This window comes from Novosphingobium silvae (assembly GCF_009856825.1).
Taxonomy (GTDB): domain Bacteria; phylum Pseudomonadota; class Alphaproteobacteria; order Sphingomonadales; family Sphingomonadaceae; genus Novosphingobium; species Novosphingobium silvae.
Window position 1 is genome coordinate 13,044 of the sequence record NZ_WVTD01000015.1, and the last position, 20,291, is coordinate 33,334.

Annotated in this window: 11 protein-coding genes; 5 read left to right on the forward strand and 6 right to left on the reverse strand. The window is 65.7% G+C overall.

The genetic code is table 11. The annotated features are described in order from the left end of the window. Positions 1-35 precede the first annotated feature (35 nt). The 4 genes from kaiC (at position 36) to GR702_RS16645 (ending at position 5,957) form a co-directional block, all read left to right on the forward strand. Positions 36-1,712 carry a circadian clock protein KaiC gene (kaiC, locus tag GR702_RS16630; protein WP_160986914.1) on the forward strand — a complete coding sequence of 559 codons (1,677 nt, stop codon included), beginning with the start codon at positions 36-38 and terminating at the stop codon, positions 1,710-1,712. 2 nt (positions 1,713-1,714) lie between these two features. Then, positions 1,715-1,996 (forward strand): circadian clock KaiB family protein, encoded by a 282-nt coding sequence (locus GR702_RS16635; protein ID WP_160986915.1) that lies wholly within the window; start codon positions 1,715-1,717, stop codon positions 1,994-1,996. After that, positions 1,993-3,462 carry a sensor histidine kinase gene (locus tag GR702_RS16640; RefSeq protein ID WP_160986916.1) on the forward strand — a complete coding sequence of 490 codons (1,470 nt, stop codon included), beginning with the start codon at positions 1,993-1,995 and terminating at the stop codon, positions 3,460-3,462. The genes GR702_RS16635 and GR702_RS16640 overlap by 4 nt, the downstream gene beginning before the upstream one ends. A gap of 104 nt (positions 3,463-3,566) precedes the next feature. Continuing rightward, the gene (locus tag GR702_RS16645) at positions 3,567-5,957 is read left to right on the forward strand and encodes a membrane-bound PQQ-dependent dehydrogenase, glucose/quinate/shikimate family (protein ID WP_160986917.1); all 2,391 of its coding nucleotides are present in this window, start codon (positions 3,567-3,569) and stop codon (positions 5,955-5,957) included. A gap of 10 nt (positions 5,958-5,967) precedes the next feature. On the opposite strand, the gene GR702_RS16650 is transcribed toward GR702_RS16645, so the two are convergent. From GR702_RS16650 to GR702_RS16670, 5 genes are all read right to left on the reverse strand, one after another. Next, entirely contained in the window at positions 5,968-7,596 is a 1,629-nt protein-coding gene (locus tag GR702_RS16650) for a DUF5597 domain-containing protein (protein WP_160986918.1), read from the reverse strand. Further along, entirely contained in the window at positions 7,593-9,143 is a 1,551-nt protein-coding gene (locus GR702_RS16655; protein WP_160986967.1) for an alpha-L-fucosidase, read from the reverse strand. Before GR702_RS16655 ends, GR702_RS16650 begins: the two co-directional genes overlap by 4 nt. Before the next feature lie 74 nt (positions 9,144-9,217). Next, complete coding sequence (locus GR702_RS16660; RefSeq protein WP_160986919.1) at positions 9,218-12,112, reverse strand: glycoside hydrolase family 31 protein; 2,895 nt, start codon at positions 12,110-12,112, stop codon at positions 9,218-9,220. Between the two features lie 22 nt (positions 12,113-12,134). Next, positions 12,135-13,775 carry a DUF5597 domain-containing protein gene (locus GR702_RS16665; protein WP_160986920.1) on the reverse strand — a complete coding sequence of 547 codons (1,641 nt, stop codon included), beginning with the start codon at positions 13,773-13,775 and terminating at the stop codon, positions 12,135-12,137. Further along, complete coding sequence (locus tag GR702_RS16670) at positions 13,772-16,018, reverse strand: WD40/YVTN/BNR-like repeat-containing protein (protein ID WP_237449766.1); 2,247 nt, start codon at positions 16,016-16,018, stop codon at positions 13,772-13,774. The genes GR702_RS16665 and GR702_RS16670 overlap by 4 nt, the downstream gene beginning before the upstream one ends. A 214-nt stretch (positions 16,019-16,232) precedes the next feature. On the opposite strand from GR702_RS16670, the gene GR702_RS16675 reads away from it, so the two are divergent. Continuing rightward, positions 16,233-17,228, forward strand: coding sequence for an alpha/beta hydrolase (locus GR702_RS16675; protein WP_202408333.1), 996 nt, complete (start codon positions 16,233-16,235; stop codon positions 17,226-17,228). Positions 17,229-17,321: 93 nt separating this feature from the next. Here GR702_RS16675 and GR702_RS16680 read toward each other — a convergent pair whose 3' ends face one another. Then, entirely contained in the window at positions 17,322-20,204 is a 2,883-nt protein-coding gene (locus GR702_RS16680) for a TonB-dependent receptor (protein WP_160986921.1), read from the reverse strand. Positions 20,205-20,291 lie beyond the last annotated feature (87 nt).

Genomic DNA, 20,291 nt, shown 5'->3' on the forward strand with positions numbered 1-20,291 from the left:
TAAGCACCGTTGTCTCCGCGACATTTGGGACACGCATGATAGCCGGCATCGACAAAGCCAAGACAGGCATCGAAGGCTTTGACGACATTACCATGGGAGGGTTGCCACAGGGCCGCCCGACACTCGTCTGCGGGTCGGCCGGCTGCGGCAAGACGTTGTTCGCCTCCACGTTCCTGGTCAATGGCGCGCGCGAAGGGGAACCCGGCGTCTTCGTGACGTTCGAGGAGCGGCCCCGCGACATCGTCGCCAACGTGGCCTCGCTCGGCTTCGAACTCGACGCGCTGATCGAGCAAGGCCTTGTCGCGATCGAGCATATCGCCATCGAGCCTTCCGAGCTTGCCGAGGTGGGCGACTATGATCTCGAAGGACTGTTCCTGCGCCTGGAACTGGCGATCGACGAAGTGGGCGCAAAGCGCATCGTGCTCGACACGATCGAGAGCCTGTTCTCCGCGTTCCAGAACCCCGCGATCCGGCGGGCCGAAATCCGCCGCCTGTTCGACTGGCTAAAGGAAAAGGGCCTTACCGCCGTCATCACCGGCGAGCGGGGCGATGGCACGCTGACCCGGCAGGGGCTTGAGGAATACGTTTCCGACTGCGTGATCCTGCTCGACCACCGGGTGCACAACCAGATCTCCACCCGCCGCATGCGCATCGTCAAGTACCGCGGCACCGCGCACGGCACCAACGAATACCCCTTCCTCATCGGCGAGGACGGCTTCAGCGTCCTGCCGGTCAGTTCGCTCGGCCTTGCCCATCAGGTTTTCGAGGAGCGGGTGCCAAGCGGCATTCCCGATCTCGACGCCATGCTTTCCGGCGGCGGCTTCCATCGCGGCAGCAGCGTGCTGCTTTCGGGCGTGGCGGGCGCGGGCAAGAGTTCGGTGGCGATGTGCTTCATCGATGCCGCCTGCGCGCGGGGCGAGCGGGCGCTCTGCTTCTCGTTCGAGGAATCCTCCGAGCAGATCGCGCGCAACATGCGCTCCATCGGGCTCGACGTGAACCGCTGGCTGGAGGAAGGGCTTCTGCGCTGCGTCTCGGCGCGGCCCACGTTCTATAGCCTGGAGATGCACCTCGCGATCATGGTTCGCGAGATCGCCCGGTTCCGCCCTTCGGTGGTGGTTCTCGACCCGATCTCGGCGTTCCTCGACAGCGGCGAACAGCTTGAGGTGCAGGCCATGCTGCTGCGCATGGTGGACTATCTCAAGTCCCACGGCATCACCGGCATCTTCACGCACCTTGCCCACGACCAGCGGATGGCGAAGACCGACGCCGGGCTCTCTTCCCTCATGGACGCGTGGCTGCTGCTCCTCAATCGCGAGGTCAACGGCGAGTTCAACCGCGAGCTCTACCTGCTGAAAGCGCGCGGCATGGCGCATTCGAACCAGGTGCGCGAGTTCGTCATGAGCGACCACGGTATCCGGCTGATCGAGCCTTATCTGGGCGAGAACGGGGCGCTCACCGGCTCCGCGCGCCGCTTCGCCGAAGCCCAGGCCCGCCGCGAAGAGAGCGAGCGTCGCCACCAGGTATCTGTCCTACAGGACGAGGTGTCGCAGCGCCGCCGCCGCGCCGAGGTCGAGATCGAGGCCTTGCAGGCCCAACTGGCGGCAGACGATGCCGAACTCCAGCGGCTGATGAAAGCCGAGCAGGACTACCGCAACCAGGCAGCCAACGACCTCGCGGAACTAGCGGCCGGCCGAAACGCTTCAAAGGCATGATCATGGACAAGCCGACCGAACTTACTCTCTATATCGCGGGGCAGACCCCCAAGTCGGTGGCGGCGATCCGCAATCTCGAGCGGATCTGCGCGGAGCATCTCGACGCGAACTTCGTGGTCAAGGTCGTCGACCTGAAAGAGAACCCGAAGCTCGCGCGCGAACACAATATCGTGGCGATACCTACGCTGGTTCGCCAGCTTCCCGTCCCCATCCAGAAGATCATCGGCGATCTTTCCGATACCGAGAAGGTGCTCGTCCACCTGCAGCTCGGCGACGCCGCATGAGCGACGGCGCGGCGCTCTCCACCCTGTCGGTGGATGAACTGCGCCGCCGGTTGACCGAAGCCGAGGACACGCTGCGGGCGATCCGTGAAGGAGAGGCCGACGCGGTCGTGGTCCGCAGCGAGGACGAGGACACCGTCTTCGCACTGGCGGGCGGCCAGGACAGCTACCGTGCGATCATGGAAGCGATGGACATCGGCGCCGTCGCTCTCGACGAGCAGGAGCGCGTGCTCTACGCCAACGCGGCGTTCTGCACCCTGCTGGGATGCGGCCCCGGCGCTCTTCAGCGCGACGGTCTGTTCACGCGTCTGTCGTCGGCTTCCACGGCGATCGTTCGCGAAACTATTGCACAAGCGCGCAACGGTCGACATCAGACGCAGTTCGTAGAGGCGTACGACGGCGGCGAACGGCACCTGATGGTCACTGCTGCGCCGCTGCCGCTGGCGTTCGGCACGGGATGCGCTCTCACCTTCAGCGATGTCACGGCACGCGTGAAGGCGGCTGCGGCCGAAGAGTCGGAGCGCATCGGACAAGCCGTGATCGCTTCGGCCAACGAAGCCGTGGTCGTGTGCGACCCTACCGGGCTCATCATCAATGCGAACGCGGCGCTCGCCTCCATCATCGAGGGCGATCCTATCGGCCGCCGCTTCGAGGAGGCGCTCCGCCTCTCCTTCCCCATCGGCAGCGCGGTGATGCACCCCGACGACCTGGTGATGATGGCCTGCGAGGGCACCGCCATAAAGGGCCTCGAAGCGTCTGCACCCTTTGCCGATCCTCCCAAGGATCTCCTCGTCAGCGTGGCGCCGCTCAGGCTTTCGGGCGAGACGATCGGCGGATGCGTCGTCACGCTCATCGACATGTCCGAGCGCAAGGCCGTTGAAAAGCGCCAGATGCTGCTGATGCACGAGCTGGACCATCGGGTTAAGAACACGCTGACGATGGTGCTGTCCATCTGCGGGCGCACGCTTGCCGGATCCAGCGGTCTGGAGGACTTTCGAGAGCGCTTCACCCGGCGGATCCAGGCCCTTGCTGCCACGCACAACCTGCTGGCCGACGCATCATGGGCCGGGATCGACCTGACCGCCCTGATCCGCTCGGAACTGGCGCCCTACCTCTCGCCCACAGGCCCGCGCCTCGAACTCAGCCGGCTGGACCGTCCCGTCACCCCCGATGTCGCCATCGCGTTCGGGCTGGTGATCCACGAACTGTCGACCAACGCGGTGAAATACGGCGCTCTTTCTCGCGAGACCGGGTGCGTCTCCGTCAGCGGCCGCCCGCTCCCGGACGCATTGTACGAGATCACCTGGACCGAAAGCGGAGGTCCGCCTGTGTCCATTCCTACCCGACATGGCTTTGGCCAGACCCTCATCACGCGCAGCCTTGCGCGGGGCGGCGGCACCGGTGCGACGGTCGAGTTCGCCCCGGGCGGCGTGGTATGCCGGATGGTGATCCCGATCCAGGCGGACTGAGCGCCCCGCGCCCATTCTCCTAAGCAAACCCTTATACCTTCGGAACATTCCGGCGCCTGTCTCATTGACACAGCGCCATTCATGAATGTTTCTGGAGTGTAACGATGGGATCGCCAAGCCTTCAGCCGGGGAGGCGTCCGCTGCCGCCCCTTGTCGTCGGTGTCGTCATCGCCGCGATCGGCGTTGTCCTTGCCGTCGGCGGCGCGTGGCTCGCAGCGCTTGGCGGTTCGGCCTACTACGTGCTGACGGGCGTCGCGATGATCGCGTCGGGCGTCCTTCTGTTCAGGCGCAATATCCTGGGCGGATGGCTCTACTGCGCGATCTTCGTGCTGACGGTGATCTGGGCGCTCGCGGAAGTCGGCGCGAACCCGTGGGCGCTGGTGCCCCGGATAATCGCGCCGCTGGTGCTGCTGCTTGCGGTCCTGCTCGTCATGCCGCTGCTGACGGTCCATCCGCTTCGCTGGAAACTGGGCCTTGGCGCGGGTGCCTCCGCGATCGTCCTTACCGCCGTCGCCGGGCTCATCTTCGCGCGCATGGCCGATACGGGGCCGCAAGGCCCGCTTCCTCCATTGCGCTTCGAAATGGGGGATCCCTCGCTTGCCAGCGTGGGTGACGACTGGCCAGCCTATGGCGGGACCGATGCTGCGCGCAGGTTCTCTCCGCTGGGGCAGATCACGCCCGCAAACGTGAAGAACCTGAAGCGCGCCTGGCTCATCCACACCGGCGACCTGCCTTCCGACGCAAAGATCCGCAAGACTTACGGCGGCGAGAATACGCCGCTTAAGGTTGGCGACACCCTTTACGTCTGCACGCCGAAGAACATCGTCCTTGCCCTTGACCCAGCCACGGGCAAGCGCAAGTGGCGGTTCGACCCCGTCGTTTCGGACGATGCGATCCCCTACACCGCCGCCTGTCGCGGGGTGACATACTACGCCGTCCCGGGTGCACCGGCCAACCAGCCATGCGCCACGCGCATCATCTACGGTACGCTGGATGCACGCCTCTTCGCGCTCGACGCACGCACCGGCCGGCGCTGCGCCGCTTTCGGCAACAACGGCGAAGTCGATACCAAGGTCGGCATGGGCGATACTCCGCCGGGCTACGTCTCGATCAACTCGCCGCCCACCATCGTGCGCGGGGTGGTCGTGACCGGCCATCAGGTTCTGGACGGCCAGGATCGCTGGGCACCCTCGGGCGTGATCAGGGGCTATGACGCAGCCACCGGCAAGCTGCGCTGGGCATGGGACATGATGCACCCCGACTGGAACGGTTACCCGCCGCCCGGGCAGACCTGGGCGCGCGGCACCCCGAACATGTGGACCATCGCCAGCGGCGACGAGCAGCTTGGCCTGGTCTACCTGCCGATGGGCAACGCGGCGGCCGACTATTATTCCAGCTTGCGCCGCCCGCAGGAGAGGGAATTCGCCACCTCCCTCGTCGCGCTGGACGTGACCACCGGCAAGCCGCGCTGGAAGTTCCAGGCCGTGCGCGACGATGTGTGGGACTACGATTTCGGTGCGCAGGCGACACTGGTGGACTTTCGCGGAACGCCGGCGCTGGTACTGCCCTCAAAGCAGGGTGACATCTATGTGCTCGACCGCAGGAACGGCCGGCCGCTCACGCCCGTGGGCAGGATCAAGGCTCCGGGCGGCGGCGTGGAGCCGGAACAGCGTGCGCCCATGCAGCGCGTGTCGCTCTGGCATACGCTTCGCAAGCCCGAGCTTACCGAGCGCGACATGTGGGGAATGTCTCCCATCGATCAGATGGTCTGCCGCATCCAGTTCCGGCGGGCGAGCTACAAGGGCTTCTTCACTCCGCCCGAGAGCGACCGCCGCTCGATCGAGTATCCGGGCTACAACGGCGGCACTGACTGGGGCGGCATCGCGGTCGACCCGCGACGCGGGATAATCGTGGCGAACTACAACGACATGCCAAACTACGTTCGCCTCGTCCCGCGCGAGGAAGCGAACCGCAAGGGATGGACGCCAAGGGACCAGGCACGCGGCGAGATCGGCGGTGCCGAGGGGGCGGGCGATCCCCAGGCGCACACGCCCTATGCGATCGATGTCAATGCCGGGTGGCGCCTGCCGTTCACCGGCATGCTGTGCAAGCAGCCTCCCTATGGCGGCATCCGCGCCATCGACATGTCGACTGGCCGCACGATCTGGGACAAGCCGTTCGGCGAGGCGAGGACCAACGGACCGTTCGGCATCCCTTCCATGCTGCCCTGGACCATCGGCACGCCCAACAATGGCGGCGCAGTGGTGACGGCGGGAGGCGTGATCTTCATCGCCGCGGCGACCGACAACCTAATCCGGGCGATCGATTTGAGGACGGGCAAGGTCCTGTGGAAGGACGTGTTGCCATCGGGCGGGCAGGCCACCCCGATGACCTACATGATCAACGGCAAGCAGTATCTGGTGATCGCGCCGGGGGGCCACCACTTCATGGAGACCCCGATCGGCGACGAAGTGATCGCCTACGCCCTTCCCTGAGGAGGGAAGATCACCGCTTGGGATAGGTCGCCAGCTTCACCCGGAGTACCTGCGGTGCTCCGGTGAAGTTGAGACCCCAGTCCACCTGGTCCCCGTTCCAGACGCGGGCGAAACGCCAGCGGCCGTCCGCGTCGAAAGTGCCTTCTTCCACCCGGTCGATGATGAGGTTCTGCGCCTCCGCGTCCGCAAGGGCGAACTCGACACGGGCGAAGTAGCCGGTCACGAGGTATTCGTCCGGGGCGAGCCGGGCGATGGCGACACCGCCGCTTGGGTAGGAGTTGCCCTTCGGCGGAGCCTCACCGAAGTCGCTGCTGCCGAAGCTGACGGTCGCGCGGTGGCGGCCAAGGTCAAGAACCCGGCGATGGCCTTCTGCCGGATCCTCCGGCTCGGCCACGCCCCAGGTCTCCCCCTCGAACGCGAGGCGTGCCCACACGCGGGCCATCGGCCGGAACAGTCTGTAGTTCGCCGCAAAAGGCACGAGCGCATCGCCCGCCAGCTTGGGAGTGGCGGGAAGGGCGGGCAGGTAGCGGGTGAAATCCACGCCGAACGGAGACCAGCCGATGGCACCGCGCCCGACCGCCTCGAAGAAGAAGCGCGCATATTCCCGCGCATGTCCGGTTTCGGGCACGAAAAGCGGGTTATCGGGCCGATCGTAGGCTTCCAGGAAGCCGACATAGGCCTTGCGCGCCGGGTTGTAGATGTCGGGCGCGACCACGTCGAGGTGCGGGGCCGCGGCCTTGTAGACGCCGATGACCGTGTTGGCAGGCCCCCCGCTGGCATAGGTTTTCGCGTCCTGCCAGGTGAAGGGATCGCCCGGCAGCGCGGCGTTGGCATACATCGGCAGCGGCTTCACCGCCTTGCCCGCCGCCGCGACCGCATCGATGTAGCGCGCGACGTGCCAGGCATGGAAGTAGAGTTCGGCATCGCGGCCGAACAGCGTGGCCCAACTGCCTGCCGGCCGGTTCATGCGCTGTCGCAAGGCCTCGGGAACCGGCCCGGCGAACGCGGCCTCGGCCGCCGGAGAGTGATCGCGCGCGAGCCCGTAGGACCCCGGCTCGTTCTGGACCTGCACCATGATGACGGTGTTCTGCGCGTCAGCCTCGCGCAGATGGCGCATGAGAGCGGCAAAGGCCCTGCTGTCCGCCTTCAGGGTCTCGGTCCCGAACGGCGAAAGCGCATAATGCAGCGTGCCGTCCGGCCGCACCATGCGCGGAAAGCGCGCGTTGTCGAGCTTGACCCAGCGGGGCGCGTATTGCGGATTGGTGTTCTTCCAGGTGGCGAACCATAGCAAGACGAGCCGCAGGTTGCGTGCCCGGGCCTGCTCCAGCAGCGTGTCGACGATGGAGAAGTCGAAGCGGCCCTCCTCGGGCTCGATCTGCTCCCAGCCGACCGGCACTTCCACGGTGTTGACGTTCAGGGCCTCCATCGCGGGCCAGACACGCGGCAGGGCTTCCGGCCATGCGCTGGAATTGTTGACCTGTGCCCCGAGCATGAGGAACGGCGCGCCGTCCACCATCAAGGCGTGGCGCCCTTCCCTGCTGACGATATGCGGAACATCGTCGGCCGCCGCCGCCCCGTGGCCACAAACGGCGACAAGGACGGCAAGCGCCGCGGCGATGCCTTTGAACATTGCCTTCATGCGATCCCCCGCCCTTCGATCTTCACAACCGGCACGAAACTTCCCGCGCGCGGCAATTCAAGCACCATGGCCGCGTCGCTCTGCCGCCAGGGCACAGGGCCGCCGCCAAGCAGGGTCACGCGCGCGACTTGCCCGCCGCGCATCGCGCGTCGGCCGAGAACCGGAACCGTCAGCGGACCCGAAGGCGGCACCAGCGCGAGCATGTAAAGCGCGCCGGCCTTCGTGGTGAAGCGCACGTCACCCTCGACAAAGCCCTTGAAGGCACCCTCGTTCTGCATGCCGGTGGGCAGCACCGTGGGCCCGTCGCCAAAAGTGTGCCATGGACGCGAGGCGAAGATCGCCTCCTCGTTCACCGCCATCCAGGCGGCCATGGCATCAAGGATGCGTCCCTCCTCGGCATCGATGGTGCCATCGCCCCGCTGTGGCACCGAGAGCAGCAGGCTGCCGTTCTTCGAAACAACGTCCGCCAGCCGCTGGATCACGGCCTCGGCGCTCATGTAGCTGCGGTCGGTGTAGCGCGAGCGATTGTAGAACCAGTCGCCGAGGCAGGTGTCCGTCTGCCATGGCTCGTCCCAGATCCTGTTGGTGAAGCCGCGCTCCACGTCCTGCACCAGTCCGAAGCGTGCCTGCGGGGCCAGTTGCTTGGCGGTCAGCACCACGTCGATGTCGCCGTGCCACTGGACCGAGCGGTTGTAGTAGTCCGCCGCCGCCGCAAGGCCGTACGGCCCGAATGGCAGGCCGTGATCGTCGAAGTAGCACAAGTCCGGCTTGTACCTGGCTACCAGATCCATCTGGCGCAGCAGCCACTTGCGCGCGAAGCTCTCGTCGCCCGGAGGTGCGGTTTCGATCCACTGCCCGTCGTTGCGGTCGTGCCAGGCATTCATCTCGGCGATGGTGTCGATGCCGTCCGGCGCGACCATGTGCCGCCCGGTGTAGAGTGCCTGCGGGTCGAGACCATTCCACCACTTGCCGCGGCCATCGGCCTTGCCCAGCCGGTATGCATCGTAGCGCTCCCCCTTGCGCGAGCCTTCCGGATCATAGGCATAGGCCGGCTGGTACCAGTGCCATGCGTGCGAAATATGGTTCGACACGCCGAAGCGCAGTCCAGCCCCTCGCGCCACCTTCTCCCACGTACCGACGACATCGCGCTTCGGCCCTACCCGAAGCGAGTTCCACTCGTGGTGTGCGCTGTCGAAGCAGTCGAGGTTGTCGTGGTGGCAGGCAAGGCTGACGAAGTACTTGGCGCCCGCTTTGACGTAGCGGCGCATCAGGTCCTCGGGATCCCACCGTTCCGCTTTCCATAGGTTGAGGATGTCCATCATCCCGGTATCGGCGGGATGACCATAGGTGCGGCGGTGGTGGTCGGCCATGGGGTGGCCCTGCATGTACAGGAAGCGCCCGTACCAGTCGCCTTGCTCGGGCACTGCCTGCGCTCCCCAATGCGACCAGATGCCGAGCTTGGCATCGCGGAACCACTCGGGATAGCGGTACTGCGAGACGAGCGAGTTCCAGCTCGGCGCGACCGGGCCGGAGACGGTCCCCTCCATGGCGGCCCCGCGCCCGGCGAGGCCTGCCGCAAGCGCGCCGCCAAGGAACGCGCGCCGACCCGGTCGCAGGGCGCTCACTTGCCGGGCCGCTTTACGCGCAGCGGCTTGCCCTGCCAGGTCACTTCCGCATCGGCCGGCCCTTCCTGCGCCACGGAGCCGCCGGCAGCGATCCAGCGGACGCGCACCGTGCGGCTTGCCGGCATTCCGGCATAGCCCTTGCCTTCGCGTGCGCCCAGAGTGACGGTGCCGGTCCGGTCATCATAGCTGATCTGCATCCGGCTCCACGCGCCCGACTTGTACTGCATCGATCGGCCGTCGTCCTCGTAGAGCGAGAACGCGCCATCGGCACCGGTATAGACCACCAGCGTCAGCGGAGCGTCCGGCTTCTCGTCCACGTACTGCGTGACCGGGCCCATCGGCACGATCGAGCCTGCGCGCACGAACAGCGGCATCTGCTCGGCAGGTGCGGCGACGGTGGCGCTGGCGCCGCCCGCATAGGTCTTGCCGCTATGGAAGTCGTACCAGGTCACGCCCTTGCCCGGGAACCACACCGAGCGCTCGCGCGCCTTGTAGGTCGCCACCGGAGCGACGAGGAAGGCCTTGCCGAACAGGAACTCGTCATTCGCCGAGCGCGACTTCGGCTCGTCCGGGAAGTCCATGACGAGCCCGCGCATGATCGAGCCATCCTTCAGGTAAGTGTCCGCGCCGAGGGTGTAGATGTAAGGCATCAGGCGGTACCGCAGCTTGTCGTACCACACCATCGAGGCCCGCATCGGGGAGCCCTCGGGCGCGATCTCGTAGATTTCGCGCAGCGGGTACTCGCCATGACTGCGGAACAGCGGGCTGAAGGCGCCGAACTGGAACCAGCGCAGGTTCAACTCGCGCCATTCGTCGAGGTCCTCGGGTTTCGGGGTCTTGCTGGCGAAGCGATCCTCGACCGAGAAGCCGCCGATGTCGTGAGTCCAGTTGGGAAGCCCCGAGAGCGCGGTGTTCACGCCCGCCGATATTTGCGCGTGGAGATCGAACCAGCGCGTCGCCACGTCGCCCGACCAGACGGCAGAGCCATAGCGCTGCAGGCCGCCGAAGCCGGAGCGGGTGAGGAGGAAAGGCCGCACGTCCGGCTTGAAGGCACGCCATCCATCGAAGAACGCGCGGGCGTTCATCAGCGGGTACGAGTTGAAGAATTCCGCCGCTGGGCCGATCGCGGTCGGCCCCATCGCATCGATGCGCTTGGGGATCGAGGTGTTGGAGTGCATGTCGGGCTCGCTCGCGTCCGCCCACCAGGCATCGAAGCCGAGGACGCCGATGCGTTCCTCCACCTGGCGCCAGAAGATGCGCCGCCCTTCGGGAGAGTAGGGATCGTAGAACGTGTTGGCGTAGCCGGGCCCGACCCAGTCCTTGTTGCCCTGCCTCAGGTTGCCCTTGTAGACGAGCCCCTTGGCGTCGAGTTCCTTGTAGGTGTCAGTCGTCGGATAGAACTTGGGCCACACTGAGATCATGATGTTGGCGTTGTCCGCATGGACGGCGTCCACCATCGCCTTAGGATCGGGGAAGCGCGATGCGTCGAACTTGTGGCTGCCCCAGGAATCGTCGGTCCAGTAGCGCCAGTCGAGAACGATGTTGTCGAGCGGGTAGCCAAGCTCCCGATACCTGTCGACCACGCCGGTCAACTGGTCAGCCGTCTCGTAGCGCTGGCGCGACTGCCAGAAGCCATAGACCCACTTGGGCATCATCTCGGACTTGCCGGTGAGCTGTCGGTAGCCGGCAAGCACGCCGTCCATGTCCTTGCCGCCCACGAACCAGTAGTCCTTGCCGCGTGCGACTTCGCTGGTGAACCACACCGAATGACGGTCCGCTTCCGGCAAAGGCTTGCTGTGCAGCAGGGCCATGTAGCCGGCGTTGGGCTCCCACTCGATGCGAAGAGCCACGGGCTTGCCCGAGGTCATCGGCAGGTCGAAGTCGGCATACCAAGGATTCCAGTTCTGCCGCCAGCGATCCAGCACCAGCTTCCCGTCGGCATAGACCTTGTAGTAGCTCGATCCGTAGAGCTGGAACTTGTGCACGCCACTGGCATCGGGCTGAAGCTCGCCCGTCCACACGACCGTCTGCTTCTGCACCGCGTTGCCTGCGGTGTTCTGCCCACCTGTGGCCGCAACGGTCCTGGCCTTGGCGGCTTCGGGCCACTTCGCCTGATCCTCGATGTACTGATAGTCGATGGACGCTTCCTGGCGTTTCAGCACTTCCTTGCCGTCGAGGAAGTATTGCGCCGTGAACCCGGGTTTGCCGTCGCTGCTGACCTTCAGCGCGCTCTGTTCTCCCACCAGCGTGTAGGGTGCGGGATTGCCGAAGCGGGTGATGCTTTCGTTGTCCCAGAGCAACCCGTAGTTCGCGGTGGACACGACGAAGGGCACGCCGATGTCCATGTTGTGCTGGGCAAGTTCGACGTCCTTGCCGTTATAGTCCATCACCGCCTGCTGGTGCTGGCCAAGGCCGTACAGCCCTTCGCTCGTGCCGCGGTTGAACTGCTGCGATACCGTGACATAGGGCTTGCCATCGGCGGTGGTGGCCTGGAACACGGTCGCGCCGCTCTCCGTCAGCACAGGCTTGCCCGCCGCATCGAGAAAGCGCACCTGCCCTGTCGCAAGATCGACATAGACGGTGGCAAGCGGAGCCTTGACGGTGACGTGCCCGTTCGTCTCGCTAACCGTATAGCTGGCCGGCGCCGGCGGACTTGGAGCCATGAGGCTGGCGTTCGGCGCAGGCACCTCCGCGCCGCGCGGATGCGCGACGACGTGGAAGATGCCTTCGCCGTGCAGCGTCACGTCCACCCGGTCGGAGGGCCCGCTCGACGGCACGACGGACACCCCGCCCTCGATACGGCTCACCCGCGCATCCGCGGCGAAGGACGGGTTTGCGGCAAGTGCGATGGCGGTGCCGGCCAGAAGGACAGCGAAATGACGTGTTTTCATGGTATTTTGTTCCCCTGTCCGTTCAGCGCTGCTTGCCGGAGTGGAAGCCGGTGGTGATCTTCAGCACCTGCGGGCGATCGATGAGATTGAGGCCATAGTCGGTCTGGTCGCCGTTCCAGACGCGCGACATGATCCACTTGCCGTCCTTGAACGTGCCTTCCTCGACCGAGACGATCATGCCGTCGCTGCGCCCGTTCGCGGCGGAGAAACTGACGCGCACATGATCGCCCATGACGAGGTACTCGCTGTCGGAAAGCTGCGCCACGGCGACGCCGCCCACGGGCTCGGCACCCCAGGGCGTGGGATCGGCCTTGATCCAGGTCCAGTCCTTCATGCCGAACTGCCACTGCCCCCAGCTAGCGGTGATCTTCCAGTCGCCCAGCGTAGTCGACTGGTCGCTGCCATCGTCGGGCTTGGCCGCGCCCCACGTCGGGCGGGTGGAGGCGATCCGCGCCCAGTCGCGCATGATCGAACCGACCGTCGCATACGGCAGCGCGAAGGCGGCGATCGTCTTCTCGTCGAGCCTCGTGGCACCGAGCGGGTAGTTGAAATAGCCGGTGTCATCCATGCCGAAGGGAGAGAAACCGATGCCTCCGCGCCCGATGGTGGGCCAGAAAAAGCGTCCGAACTCCCGCGCGTTGCCGATCTCGGGCACCATCAGCGCGTTGTCGGGGCGGGCGTACTTGTCGAGATACTGGATGACATTGCCGCTGTCGCGATCGTAGATGTCGGGCGCGGCGAAGTCGATCGCGGGCGCGGCGGCCTTCCAGATGTCGAGCACGTCCCACTGCGGCCCGCCGCTGGCGACGCCGGTCGGGTCAGGCACGTTGGACGGCCCGGACAACGATGCATTGACGTACATCGGCAGCGGCTTCACCGCCTTTCCGGCCTCGGCGAGCGCATTGACGAAGCTTGCCACATACCAGGTGTTGAACGCGCGCGGCGCCTGCTTTCCGAACGCCTGCTCCCACGTCCCGGACTTGCCGGTCTTGCGGGCCAGCGTGGCCGGGATCTGCTGCGCGAACAGGCGGTTGCCCTCGGCCGAATAATCTCGCGGCACGCGGTATGAGCCGGTCTCGTTCTCGGGCTGGACCATGATCACGGTGTTCTGCCGGTCATGATCGCGCAGGTATTCCATGACCTTTACGAAGGCGCGGCGGTCCGCTTCCATGGTGACTTTCGACAGCGGCGTCAGCACCCCGTGGTCGTTGCCCTGCTGGTCCTTCATGCGCGGGAAGCGAGCGTTGTCCAGCTTGACCCACGCCGGAGTGTAGGCCGGGCTCGTGTTCTTCCAGGTGCCGAACCACAGCAGCACCACCCGCTTGTCGTGGGCGCGCGCTTGGTCGAGCAGTTCCTGAAGGAACGAGAAGTCGTACCGGCCTTCCACCGGTTCCACCTGTTCCCAGGCGATCGGCACCTCCATCGTATTGGCGTGCATCGCATCGAGCACCGGCCACGCGGCCTTGAGCGGCTCGGCGTAGTTGCTCGAATTGTTGACCTGCCCTGCAAGCATGATGAACGGCGCGCCATCCACGATCAGCGCATGGCGGCCGTCGCGGCTCTCGAGGCGCGGCAGCGGCGTTGCTTTTTCCGCTGCATTCACCGCAGTGGCTGAAAGCACGAGCGCCAGAGCAAGCGGCGCGATCCTGGTCAGTTTCTTCATAATTCCCCCTTGGCCGGATCGCCGGCCAGAAGCCCGCGTCCGTCAGTCGCCACGTAGACCCGGCCGAAAAGGCGTGGGTCGCCCGAGACCATGCGGATCCGCAGGCCCCATTGATGCTGGTCGTCGTTGATGCGCTTCCACCGCGCGCCGCCATCGAGCGAACGCCAGATCGCACGCAGGCCTGCCACCGAGCCCAGCGCATACAGGGCCGGTTCGGCCTGCCCCGCAGCGCCTTTGCCCAGCCCGAAGCGCTCGACCGCGATGGCATCGCTGCTCGCTCGCCAGCTTTCGCCAAAGTCGGTGGAGTGCCAGAGGCGGCCCTCGATGTTGAGCCACAAGGCACCGGCGCGCGTCGGCTCGGCCGTGATGGGCGCAGGATGCTCGCGGTTGGCCGAACGCAGGGAAGTCAGGTCAGCGGGCAACCCGCGCCCTGCGGCGACATGGAAACTCGCTCCGCCATTGTCGCTGCGAACGACCCGGCCCTGGTCGAAGTCCACGGCGTAGAAGCGCCGCGCATCGACCTTGTCCGCCGTTACCCGCACTCGGGAACGGAGGCCTTCCACCACCTGCCAGTGCACCCCTCGATCGCGCGAAAGACGCGGCACGTCGGTCTCGACCAGGAACGTCGAACCGTCTGCGGAAACCGTGATCGCTGCGTCGCCCGAAGCCTCGGGACAAGGCGACCCGTCAACGCGCGGCGCGCAGGCAGGCACATGCAGCCCGGTCCACGAACCGCCACCATCTTTGGACCACGCCAGCGAGGTATCCGGCACCGTACGGGCGTGCGTGTTCCCGCTCCGCACCATGATCAGCGGCGACTTGCCCGCATAGTCCAGCGTGTTGGTATTGGTGAGGAAAGGCTGCAGGTGAATGCGCGAGGGCGACCCGGCGAAATCATCGTGTCGGAAACCGCCGATGTCGCCAAACCCCGATACGAGATGCGCTCCGCCCGTAGGGCTGATGAAGGTTATGACCGCTGTCTGCTCGATCCCGCTCGTCCATGGCTTCCAGAGCATCCCGCCAGACCGGTCGAACGCATTCGTGCCATAGACGGTGGCGCCAGTGACGTATGCGGCGTGGCCGGGATCGAAAGGATCGATGGCAAGACCGGCGATCCAGTGCCCGAAGTTAGCCTTGCCGTCGAAATCAAGGAAGGGCGTTTGCGAGACGTCGCGCGAGGACCGGCGCCACAGCTCGTCCCAGCTCTCGCCGCCGTCCCTGCTGAGCCACACGGTATCCACCGGCCGGCTCCGATCCACCGTGCTGACCGCGATCATCTTCGGGTCGGAGGCAGAGACGGAGACCCCCATGTAGCCGCCCGGCGGAGGGTTCGCCCCCTGCAGCGGCGTCACGTCCCGCCAGGTGCCGCGTGCCGTGTCCAACTGCCACACCGCGCCGCGCCGGATGCCGTTGGGTCCGATGCCGTCGTTCAGCGTGACAGTGAGCATGCCGTCGCGCCCGAGGGCCGCCTTGGCCGCAAGCAAATCGGCGGGCGGGCCACCGGCCACTGCGCTCCAGGTGCGCCCGCCATCGTCGGAACGGTAGAGATGGTGCGCTCCGGAGTCGGCATTGCCTACGAAGACGCGCCCTTTCACCCGGGGATCGAAGACCACGAACGACAAGCCGCCGTGCGTCTGGCGGCGCGCGGTTGGCAGACCCAGCCCACCAAGCGGAAAACTTTCCACCTTGCGCCAGTTCACGCCTGCGTCCTCGCTCGTCCAGAGGCCCTGGTGTCGGGAGCCGAAGAACAGACGCCGGTTGTCGGATGGGTCCACGGCCAGCCTTTCGCCCAGTCCGCGCCCGTCCTCATTGCCACCCATGGCGAAAGGCACCGGGATGACGGACCAGTGTGCGCCGTAATCGGTCGAGCGCAGGATGGCAGCCGGCGCACGCGACCCCATGCCGGCGGCCAGATAGACTGTTCCCGCCTCAACCGGATCGGGCGCGACGCTCTCGACGCCCATGTAGCTTCCTTCCGCCATGGCGTCCTGCAGCGGCAGCCACCGCTTCTCCCTCGCGTGCCACCGGTAGGCGCCGCCCATGTCGGTGCGCAGGTATGCAAGGCCGGGCTCCACCGTGCTGAACACGATACCCGGCGCGAAGCCGCCGCCGCCGACGCGCACGTTGCTCCAGTCGTAAGCGACCGAACCACCGCTTTCGCCTGCCCATGCGAACGTGGGCATCGCCGCGCCGCTCAACGCAAGCGCCGCGATAAACGCGCTTCTCGCCCCTGGAAAACCCACGGCCCCTTCCCTTTTTCTATCCTGTCCCGCGCACCACCCCGTTCAGGAGCTCGCAGGATTCTTCCGTCACGATAACGCTACCAACACATAAGGGGAATAGCTTCATGCTCCGTTGGCAGGAATAATCTTCCGCTTCAGGCACGGTCATGTTTAAACACGATAGCGCAATCATCGTGCCGCGAGCGCACATGCGAGGACAACTGAAAGGATTACCATGAAAGAGGCAACCACTTCCAGGAGGGCGTTGCTGGGCGGCATCGCGCTGGCCGGTCTCGCAGGGGCGACCATTGCCAGTCCTGCTCGCGCCGGGCCGCGCGCGATGCGCTACGCAGGCCCTTCGGTTCCACTCTGGCCCGCGACACCGCCGGGCGCGCTTTCCATTCTGCCCGTGCGCGCGGCGGAACAGCGCTCGAGCAACCCCGATTTCGACGATCGGTGGGTCACCGGCGTCGCCAGCCCGACGATCGAAGTGCGGCGTCCCGCGTATCAGGACGGCTCCGCCGTGCTCATCATACCGGGCGGCGGATACGGCTTCCTGTCGGTCGACAACGAAGGCGAGGAGCAGGCACGCTGGCTGACCGAGCGCGGCGCGACCTGCTTCATCCTCTATTATCGCTTGCCCGGCGAAGGATGGGCAAAACGGGCAAGCGTGCCGCTGCAGGATGCGCAGCGGGCCATCCGGGTGATCCGCTCCCGCTCGGCAGAGTTCGGCATCGATCCCCGGCGGCTTTCCGTCCTCGGCTTCTCGGCCGGCGGGCATCTTGCGGGCAGCATCGCGACCCGCTTCGACGAACGGGTCTATTCGCCCGTCGACGCGGCGGACCAGGCTTCCGCCCGGCCAGACCTCGTGGGGATGATCTACCCGGTGGTGACGCTGGCGCAGCCCTTCGTTCATGCCGGATCGCGCGATGCCCTGCTCGGGCCGAACTCCAGCATGGCGGAACGCAAGGCCGCCTCGGTCGAGAACCGCGTAGCCGAGGGCACTCCGCCCGTCTTCCTCGCAGCCGCAAGCGATGACGGGCTGGTCCCCATCGCCAACAGCGTGGCGATGTACGGCGCGATGCTGGAACACGGACGGCCGGTGGAGTTCCACGGGTTCGACAAGGGCGGGCACGGCTTCGGCGCACGCCTTCCCGCCGATGTTCCCGGCCATGCGTGGCCCGATCTGTTCTACGCCTATGCCCGCCGGCACGGGATCCACACCGCCTGACCGAACGCACGAAAGCCGCCGTCGCTGGTGCGATGGCGGCTTTCGCACGGCCGAAAGAGGGCGGATCCGGATGGACCACCCTCTCTCGAAAGATCAGAACGTGACGTTCACGCCCATGCGGTAGCGACGGTCGCTCTGGAACCAGCTGCGGCCATACAGCCCACCTGGATAACCGCCCATCAAGGTTTTCTGGGTGGCGTTCAGGATGTTGGTTCCCTGAAGCTGCACGCTCAGGTTGTCGTTCACGCGAACCGTGATGCCTGCGTCCAGAGTGCCGTAGTCCGCGCCGTAGATCGGCAGGTTCGTTGCAATATTCGTGCTTACGTCAGGAGCTGTGAAGAAGTTGTAGCTCTGGTTCGTACCGTTCGCGTTCGTGGACTGTAGATACTTCGAGCGCCAGCTATAGGCTACGCGCAACGAGAACGGGTTGTGCTCGTAGAGGAACGCCAGGTTGACGTTATGCTTCGACAGGCCCTGAAGCGGCACGTCGTTGTGCGCCACGCCATCAATGTCGTAATACAGGTCGCCCGGGTTCTTGCTGTCAAGGAAGGTATAGTTGGCCTCGAATCCGATACCAGACAGCCAGCCGGGAAGCTGGTCGAGGAACAGGCGGCCGCCCACCTCGAAACCCTTGACGGTCGCCGCCTTGTCGGCAGTCCGCGCATCGTTGGTCGTTGCCAGCGCCTGCTCGGTCGTTCCATCGGCGAAGGTGACAGTCACGGTCCGCTGGGTTGAGCCGAACACGACCGAGTCGGTAATGCGCTTGTAGAAACCGGCCAGATGCAGGCTGGTGCCGGCGCTCGGGTACCATTCAACCGACAGATCGAAGTTGTTCGACATCGTAGGCTTGAGCGTGGGGTCGCCAGTCGTGGTCGTATAGTTCGCGAAGTCGGGCGGCGTGCCGTTGCCAGTCGTCTGGACACCGAGGCTGCCAGAGGCGCGCAGCGAGTTGAACGACTGGTTGTCCATGGTGATGTTGTAGGCTGCGCGGATCTTCACAGGCTCGATCGGCGAATACGTAACGTTTACCGCCGGAAGAACGCGCGTGAACTCCGCGCCGCCGCTGCGCACCTGCGCGGCATTGGAGAGGGTGTAGACCACGCCATTGCGCACGAAGCTCGAGGTGTTCTGCTGGAAGTAGCCCGAGCTCTGGTTCTTCACGTTGACCACACGGGCGCCGACGTTGCCGGTGATGGACGAGTTGTCCCACTCGGTTCCGAAGTTCGCCATGACATAGCCCGCCAACGTCTTGGTGCTGTAGTCGGTCCGGTCGTTGGGCAGGACGAAGCCTTCGGGGCGTCCAGCCTCGCCGCCGTAGATGTCGTGAATCTCGTCCACGCCCACGTTGTGCGCGAAGTCCGCCGCCGGGAAGTATTGGCTCGCGGGCAGCGCGATGCCGCCGTGGAAGAAGTTCTTGAACGTGTAGAGTTCGTAGTCGCCCGGTCGGCCTTCCGAAAACGGAATGATCGGATAGCCGTTCCAGACCTGGCCCAAGGCGGCCCAGGCATAGCCGTTGTTCAAGTCGGTTTCGGTGCGCTTGGCCCAGCGACCACCCACCTTCACCGACTTGAGGAAGCCTTCGCCGACCGCGTAAGTCAGGTCGAGCGAGGCCGAATCCAGCTTGCCCCGGTTGTCCTCGTCGTGCGGCATGGCCGCCTGCCAGGAATAGTTCGCCGGGTCGAGCAGCTCGGGCACGAAGGCCGGATCGACACTGATCGCGGGAAGCTTGCCGCTAAGATCGAGCCCGAAGCTGGTGGGGAAGTCGACCGTGCGGAAGACGTTCATGCGGTGCTGCTTGGAAGACGAGGTGATGTGCTGGTAGGCGGCATCGACCGTCAGCGGACCGGCGCCGGGATTCCAGCGGACCGAACCGGAGATGTCTTGCGTCTTCGTGCGGCTCTGCCACGCGCCCGTGGTGCCGCCGGTGGTGATCGGCGCGCCGCTGGGAAGGAAGGTTGCGCTGTCGCGCTGGAACACGGCGGGCGAGGAGATCAGGCCACCGAACTCGTCGAACGTGCTTTCGCCCGGATCCACGGCCAGCCCCTGCGAGGTGACGAAGGATCCGAACTCGTCCGAACGGCTGCGATAGCGCGACTGGAAGAAGATGCCGGTGAAGGTAAGGTCGGGACTGGGCGCCCACTGCACCGCACCGTAGATGCCGCTGCGCTTGCGCTGGAAATCTTCCTGGCCATAGGCATAGCCGCCGGGAATGAAGTAGTCGTCGCCTTCGATCCGGGTGCGGAACATGGGCTCCATGCGCACGAACTGCGATACCGAGCTGAGCTGGCTGTATGCGGCATCGAAGACGAAGCCGATATCGCCGATCCCGGTGTTCCACTTGCCCGCGACAAGGCCGGAAAGTGAGTAGTCGGTCTTCTGCGCAAGGTCGCCGAAGCTGAGGTCGCCGCTGCCGGCGAAATGCAGGCCTTCGCTGTAGTCGAAAGGAAGCTTGGTGCGCAGGTCAACCGAACCGCCGGTGCCGCCTTCGATCTGGTCTGCCGAGGACGACTTGTAGACATCCACCGCCTGCATCAGTTCGGGCGTGACATCGCCCCAGAGCAGCGAACGACCCGCGTTGGCGCTGAAGATCTCACGACCGTTCAGGCGCGATGCGACGCCCGAGAGGCCGCGGATCTGGATGCCCGATCCTTCGACCGAGTAGTGGTCGGGATCGTTGATCGCGGCGAAGCGTACGATGGTGACGCCCGGCACGCGCTGCAGGACTTCGGTGATCGAGTTGTCGGGCAGCTTGCCGGCGTCGTCGGCCACCACCGAATCGACGATCGTGACCGCGTTCTTCTTGCGGTTTTCTGCCGATTCCAGTGCCGCGCGCCTGCCGGTGACGACAATCGCATCGCCTTCGGCGGCGGCAGACTCACCCGCAGCCGTCTGGGCGATCGCCTGGGGCATACCGGCCAGCGAAAGCATGGACAGAGCGATGATGCTCGAACACGTATTGAAGCGAGTTTTAACCATGTTCCCCTCCTGAACGCATGCAGGAGGGCATTGCTTTCCACCCCTCCCACAGACCGACTGTCGCTATCGCGACTATTTGTCGGACTA